The sequence below is a fragment of the Thioclava sp. UBA3469 genome (assembly GCF_002378135.1).
Classification (GTDB): domain Bacteria; phylum Pseudomonadota; class Alphaproteobacteria; order Rhodobacterales; family Rhodobacteraceae; genus Thioclava; species Thioclava sediminum.
Genome location: NZ_DFRG01000027.1, coordinates 1 through 17915 on the forward strand (window position 1 = coordinate 1; position 17915 = coordinate 17915).

General features: G+C 61.2%; 22 protein-coding genes. 13 read left to right on the top strand and 9 right to left on the bottom strand.

Annotation, left to right across the window (positions count from 1 at the left end; all coding sequences use genetic code 11):
* Positions 1 to 903 (top strand): amino acid--tRNA ligase-related protein (locus B3D39_RS02020; protein WP_286789329.1); only part of this gene is annotated, 903 nt, incomplete at its 5' end.
* Positions 904 to 1057: 154 nt separating this feature from the next.
* On the opposite strand, the gene B3D39_RS02025 is transcribed toward B3D39_RS02020, so the two are convergent.
* Positions 1058 to 1534: a hemerythrin domain-containing protein gene (locus B3D39_RS02025; protein ID WP_274961537.1), complete on the bottom strand. Its 477-nt coding sequence runs from the start codon at positions 1532 to 1534 to the stop codon at positions 1058 to 1060.
* Positions 1535 to 1602: 68 nt separating this feature from the next.
* Positions 1603 to 2313 (bottom strand): response regulator, encoded by a 711-nt coding sequence (locus B3D39_RS02030; protein ID WP_274961536.1) that lies wholly within the window; start codon positions 2311 to 2313, stop codon positions 1603 to 1605.
* Positions 2314 to 2481: 168 nt separating this feature from the next.
* Here B3D39_RS02030 and mce point away from each other — a divergent pair, with 168 nt between their 5' ends.
* Genes mce through B3D39_RS02045 form a run of 3 tightly spaced genes read left to right on the top strand, consistent with a single transcriptional unit; the run spans position 2482 to position 3891 of the window.
* Positions 2482 to 2886, top strand: a complete 405-nt coding sequence (gene mce / locus B3D39_RS02035; RefSeq protein ID WP_078548426.1) for a methylmalonyl-CoA epimerase — start codon at positions 2482 to 2484, stop codon at positions 2884 to 2886.
* Positions 2886 to 3155, top strand: a complete 270-nt coding sequence (locus B3D39_RS02040; protein ID WP_274961535.1) for a DUF1467 family protein — start codon at positions 2886 to 2888, stop codon at positions 3153 to 3155. Before mce ends, B3D39_RS02040 begins: the two co-directional genes overlap by 1 nt.
* Before the next feature lie 58 nt (positions 3156 to 3213).
* Positions 3214 to 3891, top strand: coding sequence for a DUF4396 domain-containing protein (locus B3D39_RS02045; RefSeq protein ID WP_274961534.1), 678 nt, complete (start codon positions 3214 to 3216; stop codon positions 3889 to 3891).
* Positions 3892 to 3913: 22 nt separating this feature from the next.
* Here the strand turns inward: B3D39_RS02045 and B3D39_RS02050 are convergent, their stop codons facing one another.
* The gene (locus tag B3D39_RS02050; protein ID WP_274961533.1) at positions 3914 to 4609 is read right to left on the bottom strand and encodes an EI24 domain-containing protein; all 696 of its coding nucleotides are present in this window, start codon (positions 4607 to 4609) and stop codon (positions 3914 to 3916) included.
* A complete protein-coding gene (locus B3D39_RS02055) occupies positions 4606 to 5208 on the bottom strand; it encodes a nitroreductase family protein (protein ID WP_274961532.1) in 603 nt (200 codons plus the stop codon). Before B3D39_RS02055 ends, B3D39_RS02050 begins: the two co-directional genes overlap by 4 nt.
* A 108-nt stretch (positions 5209 to 5316) precedes the next feature.
* Between B3D39_RS02055 and B3D39_RS02060 the strand changes: the two genes are divergently transcribed.
* Positions 5317 to 5565 (top strand): DUF167 domain-containing protein, encoded by a 249-nt coding sequence (locus B3D39_RS02060; RefSeq protein WP_274961531.1) that lies wholly within the window; start codon positions 5317 to 5319, stop codon positions 5563 to 5565.
* Between the two features lie 27 nt (positions 5566 to 5592).
* Here the strand turns inward: B3D39_RS02060 and B3D39_RS02065 are convergent, their stop codons facing one another.
* Entirely contained in the window at positions 5593 to 5859 is a 267-nt protein-coding gene (locus tag B3D39_RS02065) for a hypothetical protein (protein WP_078548415.1), read from the bottom strand.
* A gap of 142 nt (positions 5860 to 6001) precedes the next feature.
* Between B3D39_RS02065 and B3D39_RS02070 the strand changes: the two genes are divergently transcribed.
* From B3D39_RS02070 to B3D39_RS02090, 5 genes are all read left to right on the top strand, one after another.
* Positions 6002 to 6739: a M48 family metallopeptidase gene (locus B3D39_RS02070; RefSeq protein WP_274961530.1), complete on the top strand. Its 738-nt coding sequence runs from the start codon at positions 6002 to 6004 to the stop codon at positions 6737 to 6739.
* 99 nt (positions 6740 to 6838) lie between these two features.
* Positions 6839 to 8167, top strand: coding sequence for a DUF2254 domain-containing protein (locus B3D39_RS02075; RefSeq protein ID WP_274961529.1), 1329 nt, complete (start codon positions 6839 to 6841; stop codon positions 8165 to 8167).
* A 76-nt stretch (positions 8168 to 8243) separates the two neighbouring features.
* Positions 8244 to 8537 (top strand): DUF6455 family protein, encoded by a 294-nt coding sequence (locus tag B3D39_RS02080; protein WP_078520475.1) that lies wholly within the window; start codon positions 8244 to 8246, stop codon positions 8535 to 8537.
* The gene (locus B3D39_RS02085) at positions 8537 to 8797 is read left to right on the top strand and encodes a DUF6455 family protein (protein WP_078542044.1); all 261 of its coding nucleotides are present in this window, start codon (positions 8537 to 8539) and stop codon (positions 8795 to 8797) included. Before B3D39_RS02080 ends, B3D39_RS02085 begins: the two co-directional genes overlap by 1 nt.
* Before the next feature lie 287 nt (positions 8798 to 9084).
* Positions 9085 to 10212, top strand: a complete 1128-nt coding sequence (locus B3D39_RS02090) for an acyltransferase family protein (protein WP_274961528.1) — start codon at positions 9085 to 9087, stop codon at positions 10210 to 10212.
* 59 nt (positions 10213 to 10271) lie between these two features.
* Here B3D39_RS02090 and B3D39_RS02095 read toward each other — a convergent pair whose 3' ends face one another.
* On the bottom strand, positions 10272 to 11192 hold the full coding sequence (locus B3D39_RS02095; protein WP_274961527.1) for a glycosyltransferase family 8 protein: 921 nt from the start codon (positions 11190 to 11192) through the stop codon (positions 10272 to 10274).
* 28 nt (positions 11193 to 11220) lie between these two features.
* Positions 11221 to 12300, bottom strand: coding sequence for a glycosyltransferase family A protein (locus B3D39_RS02100; RefSeq protein ID WP_274961526.1), 1080 nt, complete (start codon positions 12298 to 12300; stop codon positions 11221 to 11223).
* Between the two features lie 108 nt (positions 12301 to 12408).
* On the opposite strand from B3D39_RS02100, the gene B3D39_RS02105 reads away from it, so the two are divergent.
* Positions 12409 to 13179, top strand: coding sequence for a sulfotransferase (locus B3D39_RS02105; protein ID WP_274961525.1), 771 nt, complete (start codon positions 12409 to 12411; stop codon positions 13177 to 13179).
* Here B3D39_RS02105 and B3D39_RS02110 read toward each other — a convergent pair.
* The gene (locus tag B3D39_RS02110; RefSeq protein WP_274961524.1) at positions 13145 to 14656 is read right to left on the bottom strand and encodes a lipopolysaccharide biosynthesis protein; all 1512 of its coding nucleotides are present in this window, start codon (positions 14654 to 14656) and stop codon (positions 13145 to 13147) included. The genes B3D39_RS02105 and B3D39_RS02110 overlap by 35 nt on opposite strands.
* Positions 14657 to 14709: 53 nt before the next feature.
* Positions 14710 to 15483 (bottom strand): hypothetical protein, encoded by a 774-nt coding sequence (locus tag B3D39_RS02115; protein ID WP_286789330.1) that lies wholly within the window; start codon positions 15481 to 15483, stop codon positions 14710 to 14712.
* A 647-nt stretch (positions 15484 to 16130) separates the two neighbouring features.
* Between B3D39_RS02115 and B3D39_RS02120 the strand changes: the two genes are divergently transcribed.
* Both B3D39_RS02120 and B3D39_RS02125 read left to right on the top strand, forming a co-directional pair.
* Positions 16131 to 16829 carry a sugar transferase gene (locus B3D39_RS02120; RefSeq protein ID WP_078520467.1) on the top strand — a complete coding sequence of 233 codons (699 nt, stop codon included), beginning with the start codon at positions 16131 to 16133 and terminating at the stop codon, positions 16827 to 16829.
* 8 nt (positions 16830 to 16837) lie between these two features.
* Positions 16838 to 17915, top strand: a 1078-nt coding sequence (locus tag B3D39_RS02125) for a polysaccharide biosynthesis/export family protein (protein WP_286789331.1), incomplete at its 3' end; no start/stop codon positions are given.

A 17915-nucleotide genomic window follows, 5' to 3' on the forward strand; every position in this document is an offset into this window, starting at 1 on the left:
CTGCGCAACCCGATCGAGATGCAGGTGGTCTCCGATCACTTCCGCGACTCGGGCTTTGCGATCTTCGCCAAGCTGCTGGAGCAGGACGGCACTGAAATTCGCGCGATCCCGGCCCCCACGGGCGGTTCGCGCAAGTTCTGCGACCGGATGAACAAGTTCGCGCAGGAGCAGGGCCTGCCGGGTATGGGCTACATCTTCTGGCGCAAGGGCGAGGATGGCTCGCTCGAAGGCGCAGGCCCGCTGGCCAAGAATATCGGCCCCGAGCGGACCGAGGCGGTCCGCGCGCAGCTGGGTCTGGGCGAGGGCGATGCGGCCTTCTTCCTCGGCGGCGCGCCGTCGAGTTTTGAGGGCGTCGCAGGCCGTGCGCGCAACGTGATCGGCGAAGAGCTGGGACTGACCGACAAGACCAAGTTCAAGTTTGCCTGGGTCGTCGACTTCCCGATGTACGAGGCCGATGACGAGGGCAAGATCGACTTCTCGCATAACCCGTTCTCGATGCCGCAAGGCGGGATGGAGGCGCTGCAGGGCGACCCGCTGCAGGTCAAAGGCTACCAGTACGACCTCGCCTGCAACGGCTACGAGATCCTCTCGGGCGCGATCCGGAACCACAAGCTCGAGACCATGTACAAGGCGTTCGAGATCGCGGGCTACCCGGCCTCCGAAGTCGAGAAACGTTTCGGCGGCATGGTCAAGGCGTTCAAATACGGCGCCCCGCCGCACGGTGGTTGCGCCGCCGGCATCGACCGGATCGTGATGATCCTCGCCGACACCGCGAATATCCGCGAAGTCATCATGTTCCCGATGAACCAGCGCGCCGAAGATCTGATGATGGGCGCGCCGTCGGAGCCGATGAACGAACAGCTGCGCGAACTGCGCCTGCGGGTCCTGCCGCAGGAGGACTGATCCTCGCACGGTTTACCATTTAAAAGGCCCCGTTCCGGATGGATCGGGGCCTTTTGTTATTCGCGGTGGAGGAGCGCGCCAGCGCAAAAGGCGCGGAGGGGTAAGGCGAAGGGGCTCTGGCCGAAGCCGAGCCACCCTGAGCCTAAAACCCCGATCAGTCTTCGAGACTGTCTTTCTTCTTCTCGTCGACCAGCTTCATTTCCTTATTCTTACGCTCGAGGAATTTCTCGCCGTAATTCTCGATTTCGCTTTCGTCGATCACGTCCTTGGCGCGGCCGAAGATTTCGTCTTCTTCCTCGTCCATGTGGTGATTGTAGTCATGCTCGAGCTTGTGGAACTTGTTCAGCCAGCCGGGGCTCGCCATGTCCATCTCGTTGAGTTCTTCGAGCAGATCGTCGAGCTCGGCATGTTCCTCGACCGAGTGCCGCGCCGAATCCTGACCCCAGGTCTTGGTCATCAGCTTGGAATAGAAGGTCTCTTCCTCGGCGGCGGCGTGGGACTTGATGTCGTAATAGAACTCATTCCACGCCTGCGTGCGCTCCGCGCTGTCGCCGGACGTATCGGCGATCTTCTTCATCAGGGCGCGGTGATTGTCGTGATCTTGCTTGATGGCGTCGTAGATCGAGCTCATCGGGCTGTCCTCCGGTTGCTTTGACTTGTTTGAGCAACGCGAAGTCGATCAGGCAGTTCCCGGCTGCGTCAGAACGCCCCGGCCGCCGCGATCCGCGCATCTATAATCTGCGTGATCCGGGTCATATCCTCGCGCGAGGGACCGCCGGACCGTCTCAGGCGCTGCGCCGCATCGTCCAGCGCCGCATCATGGGCCGAGCACGCGATGCTATGAAGGAAATGTGCGGCATAGGGCAGGGCGCGCGTGTCGGCCCCTTTGGTGTCGCGCAGCAGTTCCGAGAGGTGCTGCAGGTCGTCGCGCAGCGCGAGCGGGTCCGGCGCGATCACAAGATCGGCAAGCGCGCGAAAGCCGAGCGGTCGCATCTCTTCGGGCAGGGTCGACAGGATCGCTTCCTGAAACACGGCGAGGCTTTCGATCGGCTTTTCCAGAAACCCGTCCGCGCCCGCCGCGAGGGCCGCGCTTTTCAGGTCGGGGTCGCCCGAGGTGCCAAGGATCACCGGATGCGGCCCACGCGTCCCGCGTATCTCGGCGATCAGGTCGCTTCCCGAGCCATCGGGCAGGCCCATATCCACGATCACGATCGAGGGCCGATAGGTCTTGAGATGCCGATCTGCCGAGGCGAGGCAATCGGCGCGTCGGATCCGCGCGCCCGAGCGCAGGCACAGCAGCCGCACAGCTTCCGAGGCGAAGCGGCTGTCTTCCACCAGCAGCACCGTCAGCCCGGTCAGAGGGCGTTCGGGTGTCGGCATGCGGGTCAGGGTCGGGATCGTGTCGCTCATGTCGGGGCCCCTTCGGCTGCGATCGGATTCGGCTGTCCGATCAGTAGGGCGCAGATTGCCTAACACGGCGTTAATCCGAACGGGGATCACAACTGTCCCCGCAAGGCTTGCGCGAAGCCGCGCGCCCGGCTACCCCTTTTAACGCCCGCGTTACCGGAGGAGACCCAAATGATCGGACGCCTGAACCATGTCGCCATTGCCGTGCCTGATCTCGAGGCGGCCTCGGCCAAGTATCGCGACACGCTGGGTGCCAATGTCGGCGCGCCGCAGGACGAGCCCGATCACGGCGTCACGGTCGTCTTCATCGAACTGCCCAACACCAAGATCGAACTGCTCTACCCGCTGGGCGAGGACAGCCCGATCAACGGCTTTCTCGAGAAGAACCCCGCGGGCGGCATCCATCATATGTGCTTCGAGGTGGAAGACATCCTCGAGGCGCGCGACAAGCTGAAAGCGGATGGCGCGCGCGTTCTGGGCAGCGGCGAGCCGAAGATCGGCGCGCATGGCAAGCCTGTGCTGTTCCTGCACCCGAAAGACTTCAACGGCTGCCTGGTCGAACTGGAGCAGGTCTGATGAGCCTCACAGGCGGCATCATCCTCTTCGCGGTCATCTGGTTCATGATCTTCTTCATGGTCTTGCCGGTGCGGTTGAAGACGCAAGGCGATGTGGACGAGGTCGTGCCGGGCACCCCCGCAGGGGCGCCGCACGAGGCGCATCTGGGCGCGAAGGTGAAGATCACCACTATTGTCACCATCGTGCTCTGGGCGGTCATCGCGGCGGTGCTGCTGTCGGGGACCATCACTTTGGAAGATATCGACTTCTTCGGGCAGTTGCGCCGCTAGGCGCGCAAGGAACCCAGTAAAGCGGAGCGAGTTGGGAGGTTATTGAAAGGAGCCTCCCATGACACCAAACTGGTTTACCGTTCTGAGCTGGTTATCGCTTGCTGTAGGCGTTCTCTCATTTCTCTATCTTCTCGTTCAAGTTCGTCGGAACCCGCCGCATATGGCGATCATGGCTTGGGTCTGGCCGATCTGCGGGCTGTTCGCCGGACCGCTGATCATCTGGTTTCACAAGCGCCATTCCGGGCATGGCAATGCGCCCTTCCCGGTCTCGGTCGCGAAGGGGACGCTCCATTGCGGCGCAGGCTGCACTCTCGGCGATATTCTGGCCGAGAACCTCGCGCTCGCGGTTCCTGCGGTGCTGATCGCATTCGGCTGGCCGGGTTTTTGGGAAGACAAGATCTTTGCGGTCTGGGGACTCGATTATGTCTTCGCCCTCGCGATCGGGATCGTGTTCCAATATTTCTCGATTGCGCCGATGCGTGGGCTCGGCCTCGCCAAAGGCCTGAAAGAGGCGGCGAAAGCTGACGTGGCCTCGCTCACCTCGTGGCAGATCGGCATGTACGGGATGATGGCGATCTTCCATTTCGCCGTGTTCAAAGGGCTCTGGGGCGCTGAGATCAACGCCGCCGACCCGGAATTCTGGTTCGCCATGCAGATCGCGATGATGGCCGGTTTCGTGACCGCCTATCCGGTGAACTGGCTGCTGATCCGCAAGGGTATCAAGGAAGAGATGTGAGCGGCGCCTCGGCGCCGCCCCGTCACCCGCGGCGACCGGTGATCGCGTGGAACAGGTGGGTGAAGCCCGCAGCGCCCAGAACCGGCACGAAGAGGTTCACCAGCGGGATGGACAGCGGCACCGCCATCAGCGCGCCCGCGGCCCAGATCGTGACCTTGTTGCGCTCGTAAAGCTCGAGCGCCGCTTCACGCTCCATCCGCCGGAAGGCGGCCATCTGGAAATATTCACGCCCCAGAAGGTAGCCGTTCAGCCCGAAGAACAGAAACGGCGCCAGCGGGATCACGAAAGGATAGATCATCAGCGCGATGATGTTGGCCGCGAGGATCACCCCGAAAAACCGCACCGTGTCGCGCATCCCTTCGGCGAAGGTCAGTTTGCGCACCGGCGGCAGAGTCGGATAATGCACGTCCTCCACCATCTCGGCCACGTCTTCGAGGAAGAAGCCGGTGAAGGCGGAGGCCACGGGCACCATCAGGAAGATCGAGGCGAACAGGATCACGCCCGCCGAGACGATCGATAGTGCGGTATCGATATGGCCGATCTCGCCGATGAAGGGCAGCGAGAAGCTGTCCGGCACCAGCCAGCCGATCAGCATCACCATCGCCACATAGATCGCGACCAGAAGGCCCAGCGAGAGGGCCACGCCGAAGCCCACGACTTTCATCGCACCGGGCCGCAGCAGGTCGGCCCAGGCTTTCACATAGCTCGAGATGATCATTCCGAAATCCGCGTCGTGATCGCGTCGAGGTCGGGACGGGGGCGTTCGGGAGGCGCGACGCCTTCGGTGCCCAGATGGATGAAGCCTGCGACGCTTTCGCCCTCCTTGAGGCCCAGCATCTCGCGCCCGAAGGCCTCGTCATGCGCGGCCCAGCCGGTGAGCCAGTTCGCGCCCCAGCCTGCGGCGAGGGCGGCGTTCAGAAGCGACAGGCAGACCGCGCCCGCCGAATAGAGCTGCTCGACTTGCGGGACTTTCTCGCTCTCCTTGGGGGAGAAGACCACGGCCACGCAAAGCTGGCTGTCATGGAATTGCTTGCCAGCCTTGGCGATCTTCTCGTCAGTCAGGCCCTGCGCCTTGGCGCGGGTCTCGGCCTCGCTGCCCAGACGCTGGGCAGCCTCGCGGGTGATGGTGATGAAGCGCCAAGGCTCCAGCTTTCCGTGATCGGGCGTGCGCGCGGCGGCGGTCAGGATCTCGCGCAGCGCGGCCTCGTCGGGGGCAGGGGCCTTGAGCGTCTTGGCCGGGCGCGACCGGCGGGTCAGAAGGAAAGCCATTGCCGCATCGTTGCGTTCGGCCGGGTTCACTTCGGGCAGTTCAGTCATGAAATTCTCCGTCTGTTGCGCCAGATATCGGGCGCTCGGCGCGCGATTGCAACCGCAGCATGGGCAACTGGCTTGTGCGCCATTGAGCAGGGTCTATGCTGCGGCGCGATGACGGATCTCAGCCACCTTGCCATTCCGGGCAGCGAAATCGCGCTGCGCGTGACGCCGAAAGCGTCGCGCAACGAGATACGCGTGGGGGATGAAGGGCTTCGGGCCTATGTCACGGTCGTGCCGGAGAACGGCAAGGCCAATGCGGCGGTCGTCAAATTGCTGGCAAAGGCGCTGGGCGTCGCGAAATCGCGGCTGACGCTGATCCGGGGCCAGACCGCGCGCGACAAGGTATTCCGCCTCGATTGAGCGGGCGCTGCGGCGCGGGCAGGGGGATCAGCCGTCCTCGCTGGAGGCGCTGCCGGTCTGCTTCAGGCGATAGACGCCTTCGGGCAGGTTAAGCGCCGCCGCCAATTCCCGCAGCTGGGCATGGCTGAAGGTGATCGTCTGCACCTGCTCGGTCTGCTCGTCGAGCTGTTCGACCACGACGCAATCCTCGAAGGAACTGATCGTGATGTCTTCCTGCAGATAATCAAGCGGATCCGTCCCCTCGTCGACAAGGGTGATCACGGTCGCGTCGAATTCGTGTTCGATGGTAAACATGCCTTCATGCTAGCGCGGCTTTTCGATCCGAAAAAGCGAAATCACGCCGGCGCTTGCAGGCGATCACGTGCAGGAGGCTATGCTGCTGCGAGCCAAGTCGCTAAGCTGGGGAAAATCCTCTTTCAGGGGCGCTTTCCCGTCGATGCCTTCCTTCCGTTTTCTCCTCGTGATCCTGTCGCTCGCCGTGACGCTGCTTTCGGGCTGCGTGCCGACGATGGCGCCTATGCCGCAGACCGAAATCTCGCCCGAAGACAGGCAACGCGCCGAAGTGGCCGTGTCGAGGCTGGTCGCTGTGGGCGACCGGATGGAGCCACAGATCGAGCAGGAATGCCGCAAGCGCACGCGCAAGCTCAACTGCGACTACCTCTTCGTGGTCGATGACCGGCTCGATCTGGATGCGAATGCGTTTCAGACCACCGATCGCTCGGGTCGCCCGGTGATCGGGGTGACGCTTGCGATGATCGCCGAGGTGCGCAATGCCGACGAACTGGCCTTCGTGATCGGCCACGAGGCCGCCCATCACATCGCGGGTCATATCGCTCAGCGCGAACGCGACGCGGCGGTGGGGGCGGCCTACATGGGCCGCGCGGTGCAGGCGCAGGGCGCCGATCCCCTGACCGTGCAGCGTGCGCGGCGGATCGGGGCCGAGATCGGCTCGCGGCTCTATTCCAAGGATTACGAGCTGGAGGCCGACCGGCTCGGCACGATTATCACATGGGACGCGGGCTACGATCCGCTCAAAGGCGCGCAGTTCTTCCTGCGCCTGCCCGATCCGGGCGACAAGACGCTGGGCACCCATCCACCCAATCAACTGCGCTTCGACGTGGTGCGCGACACCGTCGCCCAATTGCGTGCGGGCAAGATCCCGGCGGGCAGCTGAGGGAACCCGTTCAGGGCCTGCGCACTTGAGATTTGACATAGAGGCCCCCGGCAAAGGCGGGTCCGGGACGCGGGAACTGGGGACGGGGACAAAGAACCAATGGCAATCTTTTCGCGACTGCGCTGGCGGCTGAAGGTCATCCTGCGCGAGATCTGGGTGCGGGTGACGGCCTTCGGCGTGCTGGGGGTCCTGACCGCGCTGGGATCGGCGGGCTTCGGCTATCTCGTGCCGCCGGATCTCGGCTACAAGATGGGGGCAGGCTCGGTGGAGCCGATCCTGAAGATTATCGCGACCGCGATGCTCACGGTCACCACCTTCTCGCTGCAGATCATGATCACCGCGTTCAGCTCGGCTCAGACCGGGGCGACGCCACGTGCGATCAAGCTTATGCAGACCGACCGCGTCACGCAGAACGTGCTCGCGAGCTTCATCGGCTCTTTCGTCTTCTCTCTGGTCGGGATCATCGCGCTCGAGACGAATGTCTATGACGACTCGGGGCGGTTCATCCTTCTGGTGGTGACGCTTGGCGTGGTGGCGATGGTGGTGATCTCGCTGTTGCGCTGGGTGCAGCATCTGAGCGAATTCGGACGCTTGGGCGATGTGATCAGCCGCGTCGAGAGTGCCGCGAGCACGGCGCTGAAGGCACGCTGCGAGCGGCCGTGGCTCGGCGGCAAGGAATGGGAAGACCCGCCCGTGGGTGTCTTCGGGATCACCTCGACACGGACCGGCCATGTGCAGCATGTCGATATGGGCGCGCTGCAAAAGGTCGCCGAGGCGCATGGCTGCCGGATCTGGCTTTGCGCGCGGCCCGGCGAATTCGTCCATGGGGCGTCTCATTTGGTCCAATGCGATGCGCTGCCGGGCGATACCGAGACCCGCGAGGAGATCGAAGAGGCCGCGCGCGACGCCTTCACGATCGACCATGCCCGTGACTATGATCAGGATCCGCAATTCGGGCTGATCGCTTTGGCCGAGATCGCCTCTCGCGCGCTTTCGCCCGCGATCAACGACCCCGGTACCGGGATCGACATTCTGGGGCGTCTGGCGAGGGTGCTGGCCGAATGGCATCCGCCGAACAGCCCCGAATGCGTCTTCGACCGCGTCTATGTGCGCGCGGTGACGCCCGAGCAATATACCGAGGACGCTTTCGCCGCGATCGGGCGCGATGGGGCGGGGCATCTGGAAGTCGCTCTGCGCCAGCAGGAAGTGCTGGAAGCCGTGGCCGAGATGCATCCCGATCACTTCGGCCGTCCCGCCGCGCATCAGGCGCTGCGCGCCGCAGCTCATTCGCAATCCGGGATGACCTTGAGGCGCGACCGCGCCGTGGTCGCAGAGGAAGCGCAGGCGTTGGCCGCGCGCTTCGCGCCCGATCTGGACTGCAATGTCGGACATGAAATCGACGGCGATACCTCGGATCGCAACGCTTGATCTGAATCATATCGAAATCGCGGACCCTACGGCAGAGTCCCCCCATCACCGGGATGACTGTTCAAGGGAGGCCGCCATGACCGCTGCCAAACATCTCAATCGCCACGCGGCGATGATGAACCGGATGGCCCAGCAGATGGGCGGCGATCTCAGCATGGAAATGGCCAGCGGACGGCTCAGTGGCGAGGGCTGGAGAGACGCGCTGATCCGCTGCACCAAGTGCCGCGAGGCCGGGGCCTGCCTGCTCTGGCTGGCCGAGCATGACCCGCAAAGCAACCCCGCGAAGGCACCTCCCGCCTATTGCGAAAACCGCCTGATGATGTCGCGGCTCCGCGCCACCATCGGCGCCGAACCCCAAGGAGTGGAATGATGGGAATGCAAAGCGAAATCGATCTGAACTTCTGGGTGACGCGCGGTATGGCGCGGCGTCTTGGAGTGAATATCTCCGAAGCGATGCATAACGGCTTCCTCACGCAAGCCGATTTCGCCGAGATGATCACCACCTGCCGCACCTGTGGACGCACCGAGTTCTGCCTCGCCGTTCTGGCAGAGAAGGGCGAAGGCCCGCAGGCCATCCCCACGGATTGCCCCAATTACGAGGTTCTGACCTCTCTGCGCGCCCTGCAATAACTGAGGGCACCGTTAACGTCGCGAAGCATGTGAGGGGCGGTCGCGTCCCCCGTGCAGAGCGGATCGATGGCCCTTTCAAATCTGCGTGTTCTTCGCTTGCGTAATTTCTTCGCATGCAGACCAACAATGCTTCATTGAACGTGTGTGGCTCCCTGGTCTCGGATGGCCGCGATGAGCAATACTTGCCTTGCGGATAGTATGCGCGCTCCCTGAGTTGAGGGAGCGCGGCACCCAAGTTTTCTTCGCATCGAAATCGCCCTGCCCCGTTCGAGCTACGAGGGCGCGCAATGGCACAGAAGATTGTAGGTCTCGACTGGCTTCGCGCAATCGCCGCGATACTGGTGATGATCGGCCACGCAAGAGCTTTCCTTTTCGTCGACTTCTCCGAGCTTGCGAACGACTCGACGGTCGTCGCCAAAGTCTTCTATTTGCTCACCGGTCTCGGCACCTATTCCGTAATCATTTTCTTCGTGCTCTCAGGCTATCTGGTCGCTGGCTCCGTGGATCGGGCCTATCACGAAGGTCGTTGGTCGTGGAAAGAGTACGCGGTTCACAGGGTTGTCCGTTTGGGTATCGTCTTGCTCCCGGTACTCGTCATGACAGCAATGTTCGACTGGCTTGGAGCATCTCAATTTGACCCGGCTTACTATCGAGGTGAGTTTGGGGCCGAGTTCGCAAGCGCCCCGAACGAGCCGGTGGCCAACGGGGTCCTCGTTTTTCTGGGCAATGCTTTCTTCCTGCACAATATTATCGTTCCCGTTTACGGGAGTAATGGACCGCTTTGGAGCATCGCCTACGAATTTTGGTATTACGTCGCTTTTCCGCTCGGCTTTTTTGCATTGAAACCAGGCCGTTATCAGCTCTTTTTTGCCGCGCTCTTCGTTCTGACGATGTGGTTCATCGGGCTCGACTTGGCAGTACTCTTTCCGACTTGGTTGTTTGGATACTTTGCGTGGAAAGCACGCGACGGGCTTCTCGGACGCCTTGTTGCAACGAAAGCGATCTACGCGCTCGCGGTGGTCTTCGCGCTTTTCGTCGTCATGTCCGCTCTCAAGTTCGTTAATGATTACTCAATCGGCTCACTCTACATCACGGCTGTTGCGGCGTTTTTCGCAGTGATCGCGCTCTCAAATCCGGTTTTCGACCACGGCGCGCGGCTGGCAGAGTTCCTCTCCAAAATCTCTTACTCTCTTTATCTTGTTCATTTCCCTCTGATGGCGTTGCTCAGTTCGATGCGTCATGTCGCGAGGTTCGACGCTTTGGGGAACGGGATGGTCCTGTTCGGGGTGTATATCCTGTCTTCCTTCTTGCTCGCGTGGTGTGTTCATTGGCTTTTTGAGCGTCATACCGCGACACTCCAGAGAGCTATCCTTAGAAGCATGCGCCAGCGTCCTAGGCTCGGGGCTGCGGAATGAGTTGAAAGTGTAGCTCGTCACCGCATGTGCTTGCCTTCCGGCGCCGGCATTCTATGCGCTCAGGAGCGCGGTTTCTTCAGGTGAAACTTCAGCCAGAACTTCAGAAGCCTGAGCCAACCGACCTTCTCGCGCTCCATGACCTCCGCAAGAAAGGGCGTGCGGCGGAGATATTTCCAGTAGAGCCACGCATAGGGGTGCCATTCGGCGGCCTGCCAGGGTTTCGGCGACTCTGTGAAATGAATGATCCGCGGCAATGCCTGAGCCAAGGGAACGGAAGAGGTGTAGTCGCACCCTTCCCAGAGAAAGAGGCGCTGGAAATTCCACTTCGCGTCCAGCGGTGACCAATTTTCCCAGAATACCTTGTTCAATGCGTCCTGATCCGCAAACTCGTATTTGTCGGGCGCCGCCAGAAGCATGTCGAGGGCTTGGGACAATGCGTCCGTGGCGCGGATTGCTTCGAGATCGAGCAGAAGGACACCGGCGTTGAAATAAGTGCCCTCGCTCGGCAGGTCATGTTGCGGGGCGAAAACCGCCGGGTCCACGAAGGCGTCTTGCACGGCTCCGCAGGGCATACCTTTCAGGTCCGTGCTCCAAAGCTCGGCGAGACTGCCGGTCACAACCATGTCGATATCCAGATAGATCACGCGTGAGATGTCCTGCGGCAGAAGCTCTGCCATGATGAGGCGCAGGTAGGTCGCGCGACTGATATGCAGGATCGGCGGAAGCTTCAGCGCCTTATGATCCGCAACGTGATAGGGGTGGATTTCGAGACCCGTCGCCGTCTCTGCGATCTTCGAGAACCGCGCCTCATCGACGGAATCGAGTATCGCGTGAACGCGGATCTTCTCCGCGCCTTTGCCCGCCTCGATGGATTTCAGCAGCGACACGAAATGGGGCGCATAGTTGGAATCGGTCACGCAAACGATGTCGATCACGTTCGGGTCATACGCGGCATGCGGCTCGCGGACGTCGTACATCATTCGGAGTCCTTTGCGATCAGTTCGCCTGTTAGAAATATCGGGACTGTCTCTTGGGAGGCTTGAAGTTCGCTGCCAGCAGAGCTTTGGCGATCGCGAAATGCATCCGGGCACGATCAGGGCGTCGGCGGATGGTGGCAAGCACACCGCGCAGAAAACGTGCGGCGATCCGGTCGGGCATCACCAGTCTTCGATTCACGAAATGCCCAATCGCGAGCTCTTCATTGAGAAGTTTCGCCTGACTCCAGACGGTCTCTCCGTGATTGGGGTTGAGGTAGCGAAACTTCTCGCTCTCGATCCGGAGCACGGGCCGCTTGAAGCGTTTCAGATAGTAACGCGTCCATTCCTGATCCTCGGCTGAGAAGACCTCTTCGCGGAAAGGACGTTCGCGCATCAAAGCCGTGGGCGCCAACGCGGCGCTATTCGAGATCCCGTTGCGCCCGTTGAAGAGCCGAGGGGTGATCGAGACGGGTTGGAGCTTGCTCGGGTCCGGGCATTCGGAATGCGCCGGCGCCCAGTAGACGATCTCGAGATCTCGCGCTTTCATCTCCCGCCAGCCGTTTTCAACGAACTTCGGATCGTCGAAGACAACATGACTGCTGAAGATGAGCGTATAGGTAAGCGTGTTCGCCTCGACGCCGACGTTTATCGCCTTGGAATAGTTGAACTCGCTGTCGTCGTAGGGAACGACGGTCGCGCCCAGGGCAGCGAACTGGTCGCGCACCGCTGCATCATGCGAGGAATCCACGATGATGATGTCCTCTGGCGGGAAGCTTTGCTCGCGCAGTTTCGCGATCACCTCTGCAAGCAGCGGCGGGCATTCATAGGCCCGGATCAGCGCCGCATATCGCGGGGACGCGTCGTCGCGTGGAAGCTGCTCGGCTAAAGGTCGGGACTGTGAGGCCATCGTTTCTTGCCGCAATCTGAAAACGCTTTCCTGAAGGCAGGCACGGGCAGGTCCCCGTTCCTGAGTATCGCTTCGAAAAACGGTAGGAGGGCTGCCCCAGCCGAGCAAGACAGCCCGCGCGCAAGAGCTCTCGGTGACCGGCTCGCATATGAGATGCGCCGGTTTCTTATCCGTCGCGCCCGCATCTGCCCAAATAAATTGCAACTCGGGGTCGGATCGGAGGCGTGAGAACCGTCACGCGGTGAAGAGGGCGCAGGGCTCGCTTAGGTTCGAGTGGGGAGTGCTCGATACAGTTCAAAGGTAGCCCAGAGAATGCAGTATCTTTTTGTCGTCACTTACGGTCGGTCCGGTTCAACGGTCCTGCTCAACTTGCTCAACAGGTTGGAGGGGTATTGCATTCGCGGCGAGAATAACGGGATTGCCAACCATCTTGGTATGAGCGTTTCCGTGCTTGCCGAGGCACAGGGGCACCCGCATGCAAAGTCCCACAATCCGGACGCGCCCTGGTTCGGGATCAACGATCCGAAGGTCGACAGCTGGGGCCAAAAGCTGGCGGGTGCGTTCGTTGAAGAGATTCTACGCCCGGACCCGGACACACGCGTCACCGGCTTCAAGGAAATCCGGTTCACCGCCCATGAGACTACGCTGGCAGAGTATGAGAGCTCCATCGCGTTCCTGACGCAATATTTTCCCGGCGCGCGTATCGTCTTCAACACGCGCGATTGGCGCGAGGTCGCAGAGTCCGGCTGGTGGCGCTACGAGTCGAACATGAAACGGATCCGCGATCTGATCGAGGATGCGGACCGCCGTTTCGAGGCGTCGGCCAAGGCGCTCGGAGATCGGGCCTTCTTGATCGACTATGCCGACTACAAGGGCAAACCGGACGGGTTCCGCCCTCTGCTCGAGTGGCTTGGGGAAGAGGTCGACGAGGCCCTGTTGGCTTCGGTGTCGCAGAATTGGCTCGTTCACCTGCAGAAGTCACACGATGACCGCGGGAAATTCCTCCGCCTGAAACGCGCGCTTTCGAAGCGTTTCGCGGAGCGCGCGATCAAGAAGTCCGGCGAAACTTCGATGCTTTCGTGAATAGCGCCTTCAACAACTGAGCCATTTCGAGTTCCGGCCCCGCTTTGCGCCCGTTGAACTGCCAGAGCGCGGCGACCGCAGCCACGTAGGCCGTGCCGCCTATCGTAATCAGGCTCACCAGACGCACCGCCTCCAGAGGGACGCTCGGCGGCTTCTCCCACATGCTACCGGTGAGCCAGACGACCAGGGCCATGAAGGCCACCGCGATCGCCGGGGTCAGGGCGAGTTGCAGCTGCTCGCGCAGCCTGATGCCTGCGATCTGCGTGACCAGGGTCATGTTCCAGATAATGTTGATGACGACCGCCACCGCGCCGCCAATCAGGGCGCCGATGAGCATGCCGTAGTAGCTCGCGCTGCCGAGATACATCCCGAGCAGGATCAGTGGCCATCGAATGAAGAATGCGCGCAGGTCGCGGAAAAAGAGATGCCGGGTGTCTCCCGTTGCCATGGCGATCGGCTGGATCGCCACCGTCGCCTGCAAGGCTAGGATGATCGCCTGTATCTGAATGACGGGGACGGCGGGCATCCACTTCTCTCCCAAGACCAACGCGACAAGGTCATGGGCGACCACCGCGAGGCCGAAGCCGAAGGGGAAAATCCACAGACAAGCAACGCCCTGCACACGTTTATAGGCGGATACGAGTTTTTGCCGATCGTTCTTCACCCGGGAAAAGGCCGGGAAGAACGTCCTTTGCAGGGGTTGGTTCAACTGAGCGATGACCACATTCGTGATCCGGTTGCCGAAACTGTACTGCCCCAGAATATTGGTTGGCAGCACGGCCCCGAACAGCAGCGGATTGGCACGCCAGTTCATCGCTTGGATCCAGGTGCCCAGTGTGATCCAGATCGAGAAAGAGAGGATCTCGCGATACTTGCTAAAGGTCAGGCGGGGCCGGAAGGGATAGAAGACATAGGAGAGAACGATCCGGGCGACGTCCGAGGCCACGGCGCCCAGCACCAAGGCCCAATAGGATCGAAACACGAGTGCAAGCGTAATTGCGACGATCGTGCCGAAGAGTTTCTCGCCGACCTTCATGAGGACGACTTGATGGAAAACCAGTTCTCGCTCGAACAAGGCGAGTTTTGGATTTGCGAGACCGGCGAAGACGAAGGATCCCGCCATGACGAGCAGGATGTTCTGCAGTCGCATATCGCCATAGAGCAACGCGACTGGGTAGGACAGCGCGGCCACCGCGCCCCCGACGATGAGGCCACGCGCGAAGGACATCGAAAAGACGGTGTTGAAATGCTCTTCGGTCGGGGCGTCATGGCGCACCAGCGTCTCTGACAGGGGCATTTCCGCGAGCGACAGAAGAATGGCCATCACCGCAGCGCAGATCGCGACAAGCCCGAAATCCTCGGGCACCAGAAGCCGGGCCATGATGATCGTGTTCAGGAACCCGATTCCGTTCGCGATCATGCTTCCGAGCGCGATCCAGACGGCTCCCTTCAGCAGGCGTGTCCGTGTGTCGGTCATCTGTTCTGGGCGTCCTTTCGCAGCAAGCTATGATCGAGGTGGTCGCCCGGCGATCAATGGATGAACGTGATATCCGCGCGCGCTTCAATCGCGGAGAGGTCCGAAACGTAGTCTTGCTGCATTTTTCGGAATTGGTTTTCGGGCCATGGGGAGAACCGGTCCTGTGCGCTTTGCACCGGATACTCATGCTCCAGAGCCGCCATTCGAAACCGCCATTCCGTCGCTGAGAGCGGTTCAGCGGTCTCGGCCATGGCGCGGATTGCACTGTCGGAAGCGCTTCCCCGCACAGTAGGGTTCTGCAGCGGCTCAAACGCCTCAGCCTCGACGTCACTCAACCCTTCGAGGATGCGGGGCTCGAGGTCGCGGAAATCCTCGTAGCGCCAGATGAAGACATTCGCGTGCGGCAAGGCATCGCGGATGTCGTCGATGATCTGCAGCCATGCCCCCTGCGGTGAGGAAAAGGCGGATGCGAATTGCTCTGGGGGCGGCACGGGAGAGAAGCGGATCGCTTCGCCATAGATCGACGCCAGAAAGTCGGGATAGGACCGGATGCAGAGCCAGATATCCAAGGGGCGATCCGGCAGGAAAGTCGACAAGAGGCTGAGCCGCGATATCGCCGTCGGATAAAACGCCCCGTCGAGGAATTCACCCGTTTCGCCCAACAGGTTCTCTTCGGAAACAAGCAGTTCGTCCGAGGTGTCGAAAAGGCTCGTGATCTTCGACCCAAGCTTGTCGAGGCGCGTTGGACGGCCCGAGAGTGCCTTGAGCTTTTCCGACCTGCTCGTACCTTCGCTTTCCGCCCATGCCTGATGGAAAAGGGGCCGCACATTATTGATCGGCCAGAAAGCGACACCTTGCGAGGCAAGAAGCTTCGCGTTCAGTTCGAGGCGCGCCTGGAGATAGGTTGTCGCTGTCTTGTGGGCTCCGAGATGGAGGCGAATTCGGGGCGTCGTCACATCATCCTCCGTCTTCTCACCGTTGCTTCAGACTGCGGCCGGCAGCCGCCGCTGCGTCTGCGGCCTCCTTTGAAAGGGCCGGTCGCGGCATCTTTATACCAATGGCTTACTGAGGAACGGCCCGCGCTGTGAGGTGCAAAGCGCTGAACGGGGCGAGCGCTCTTAATGAAACCGTACGCCTGCCACACAATTGGCCAATTTTCTGGCCATCGCTAAAATAAGTCGCAGGAATTTCTTCGAATTAGGGGTAATTCCGCGATTTTGCGGAATTCTGGGAAAGCGAACGAGCTTCGCACCTGGGATTAAAGGTGATTCTGCCGCCCATAATCGTCAAATCGGATTCCTAGCGCCCGTTTTTCGTGCGGACCGCCTCCAGAATGGCGCAATTTCGCGGATCGGTGATGCGAAATTTATGCTGCAGGTGCGAAAGGATCATTTCGTCTTGTTCGTTTCGCAAGGTTACCAAATCGTTAATCGAGGGATTTCAAACTGTCGCTCTTTCACTGGGGGGTGAAAACATGACCTTTGAAACGCGTAAGGGGCACTTCTTTGCTCCGACTACAGTCCATAGTGCTGCTTCTGCTGAACCGCTCGTTGAGCGTCCTGCAGGAGATATTGCCAAGCGTGGGCTCGATCTGCTGCTTGTGCTCGTTTTCCTGCCGCTGCTTGTTCCGCTTTTGCTCGGGGTTGCCGCGCTTGTCTGTATGACGAGTTCGGGGCCCGTGCTTTTCGGACACGTCCGCGTCGGTCGGGGCGGCAAGAAGTTTCGGTGCTGGAAATTCCGGACGATGGTCGTCGATGGCGACCGAATCTTGGAAGAGCATTTCCGGCGTTTCCCCGAAGAGCGCACTATCTGGGAAGAAGAGAGAAAGCTGCATGACGACCCGAGGGTCACGCCTTTGGGGGCTGTCCTGCGCAAGCTCAGCCTCGATGAACTTCCGCAGCTGATCAATGTGCTTGTCGGCGAGATGAGCCTTGTCGGGCCGCGTCCCGTCGTTGACGAGGAGATGCGCAAATATGGCCGCTCTGGCCGTCACTATCTGCGCGTGCGTCCCGGTGTGACGGGCCTCTGGCAGATCAGCGGACGTAGCGACACTGGCTACGCGACGCGCGTGCTTCTGGACCGTCACTACGTGATGTCGTGGAACGTGCTCCTGGATATCAAGGTTCTGGTTCTCACGATCCCGGCGGTCCTGTTTGCGAGCGGGGCGAGGTAACCGTGCCAATGTCCCGTGTCCCGTTACGGCGTTTCCTCTTTCCGTTGGCCGTGACTGCGCTGACTGCCTTTCCGGCCTATGCCGAAAAGCTTGAAGCCGGCGATGTTGTCTCGCTCAATATTGTTGAGTGGCGCAGCGTTGCCGGTGAAATGGCGCAATGGGCCGCGCTGAAGGGGCCATATGAAATCTCGTCCGACGGTGCCTTGGATATCGGGTTTATCGGGAAGGTCGAGACGAAGGGGCGCGAGGCTGAGGCTGTCGCCGAGGAAATCTCGGCGCGGCTGAAGGATACGTTGGCGCTGACGGAACAACTCGATGTTCAGCTGAGCATCACGCAGCGTGCGCCGGTGATCGTCGGCGGGCTCGCGAGAAAGCCGGGACCGGTGGACTTCACCTCCGGGATGACTGTTCGCCACGCCCTCGCTCTCGCGGGCGGGCTGACTGGCGTCTCCGGCGATGGGACGATGTCCCAATATCTTTCGATCGCGGCACAGGAGGCCCAGCTGGCGCGGCAAGAGGGCGATTTGCGCCTGCGCATCGCGCGTCTCGACGCGGAACAGGCTGGCACCAGTGATGCGAATTTTCCGACGGCTGCCTCACTCGGGCAGGATGGTGAGCTGCGCGTTGCACAAGAGCAGTCGCTTCTGAAATTGCGGCTCGACTCGGCGAAGCGCAAAAGCGAACTCGTGGACGGGCAGGTGACTCTCCTGACTCAAGAGATCGACAAGTTGCAGCAAAAATCCAAAGGCTTGGACCACCAACGGGAGTTGATTGCAGAGCAGCGCGACAAGGTTGCGCAGCTCGTTGATCGCGGCCTGAGCCCCAGTAACCGGGCAATCGAAGCCGAACAGAAGCTTGCCGCAATCCAAAGCCAGATCCTCGATGTCGACACCGCGATTTTGCGGTCTCGTCAAGCACTGGCCCGCGCCGAGAATGATCGTCTCGATCTGGGCGCCGGGCGCATCACACAGCTGCTGAACGATAAGCAGAAAGCGGAATCCGAACTTTCCGATGTGCGCGAACGCCTCGATCTTCAACGTGGGCTGATGCGGCTGGCCGTGCCGAGCGCTATCGGCGCAGGCTTGG